The sequence below is a fragment of the Oleiphilus sp. HI0080 genome, from assembly GCF_001635135.1.
The window spans coordinates 1-875 of record NZ_LWFU01001143.1; the positions used below are offsets into that span (position 1 = coordinate 1).

Genomic DNA, 875 nt, shown 5'->3' on the forward strand with positions numbered 1-875 from the left:
CTTGCGACAGGTAGCGCGTTGGTAAGTACCCCTCAATACCGGAAGCTGTTTTTACAAATGAGTAGCCGGACTCGGTATTCTTTTCGATAATCTCTAGTGCTGTGCCGCTTGGTAGCCCCTTGTGCACGATGCGAAAGCCGGTACCTTCACCACTGCGAAGCGGTACCAATAACGTGTCGTCAACGTACATTGTTTCAGCAAGCACGCTGCTAGCTAGCAACATCGTGGTAATGAATGATAAAGCGATTTTTTTCATGACGCGTAAGTCCTGTATGAATTCTGTAGCGTGAGCTTTTAAGGGAGTACTTTTTTAAATGGCTTAACGATCACGTTAGCGTAAACGCCTGCAGCGATGTAAGGATCTTGATCTGCCCATGCGCTCGCCTCTTCAAGAGAGTCAAATTCAGCAACAACTAAGCTGCCTGTAAAGCCTGCCTCGCCCGGATCTTCATTATCTAGAGCTGGATGGGGGCCAGCAATCAGTAAACGCCCTTCTGATTTAAGCACTTCAAGGCGAGCCAAGTGATCGGGCCGTGCCGATTTGCGCTTTTCCAAACTGTTTTCGACATCCGTAGATATGATTGCGTAGTACATAGAGTCTCTCAATTGTGGACGATATCTTCCAGCTCTAAGCCGGTAAGCGATTTTATTTTCTTAAATAGGTACATCATCGCGATGATCATTACGATGACGCAAGGAATAGTAATAACTGGGTAACTCAACAGGTTCATCGTACCTAGCTGATCGTTAAACTCTGCTGTTCCGCTTGGACTGGTCACGATCACTTTCGCTAAGACATAGTTTAGGATGGCAGAGAGCAAAAAGGACCCAGCTAAAATGTAGGTCGCTGTTTGCAGGGCCTCTTCAAAACGCGC

General features: G+C 46.9%; 2 protein-coding genes and 1 pseudogene. All 3 read right to left on the reverse strand.

Going from position 1 to position 875, the window contains the following annotated elements; all coding sequences use genetic code 11:
- Positions 1-256: TIGR04211 family SH3 domain-containing protein (locus A3751_RS20515; protein WP_156492687.1), on the reverse strand; the 256-nt coding region annotated here is incomplete at its 3' end.
- A gap of 38 nt (positions 257-294) precedes the next feature.
- Positions 295-594 carry a YciI family protein gene (locus A3751_RS20520; protein ID WP_068454731.1) on the reverse strand — a complete coding sequence of 100 codons (300 nt, stop codon included), beginning with the start codon at positions 592-594 and terminating at the stop codon, positions 295-297.
- An 8-nt stretch (positions 595-602) separates the two neighbouring features.
- A pseudogene (locus tag A3751_RS23265) lies at positions 603-875 on the reverse strand (MFS transporter); the annotation flags it as partial.